Consider the following 512-nt stretch of genomic DNA (forward strand, 5'->3'; position numbering starts at 1 on the left):
GGTTATCACGTCAATGACGACTGCAACCGTAGAAGTAGATGGTGAAGAGCTGAAGGTGTGCCTCGAAGGCGACCTGATTGGTATCATCAGTTAAGTAGTACGAATCAGATAGTGAGCCGGACGAAGTTGTTACCCGGTCTATCTGACTCAATTCCGGTGTAGCTCAGCGGTAGTAGCAACGGACTGTTAATCCGTGGGTCGCTGGTTCGATCCCAGCCACCGGAGCCAAACATGCGCGGGTAGCTCAGTTGGTAGAGCACCGGACTGAAAATCCGGGTGTCGCTGGTTCGAGTCCAGCCCTGCGCACCAACGTTGTGACCTCGTAAAAATCGTAGGAGGGGCTGATTACCCCGACCGCAATTTGTGTCCCGGGCTCGGCCTGTGTGTCGCTAGTGTAGATTTTCTACGTGTTGAGGTCAACTAATCAATTGGGGACTAGCCAAGTCAGGTCCAAGGCACTGGGTTTTGATCCCAGCATTCACAGGTTCGAATCCTGTGTCCCCTACCACAGG

2 tRNA genes are annotated in these 512 nt (G+C 53.3%); both read left to right on the top strand.

The annotated features are described in order from the left end of the window. The first annotated feature begins 152 nt into the window (after positions 1–152). A tRNA-Asn gene (locus tag AC1RO3_RS08500) sits at positions 153–228 on the top strand. A 5-nt stretch (positions 229–233) separates the two neighbouring features. Next, a tRNA-Phe gene (locus AC1RO3_RS08505) sits at positions 234–309 on the top strand. The last annotated feature ends 203 nt before the right edge of the window (positions 310–512 follow it).

It is taken from the genome of Dellaglioa sp. CoH-57-MRSF-19, assembly GCF_056781975.1.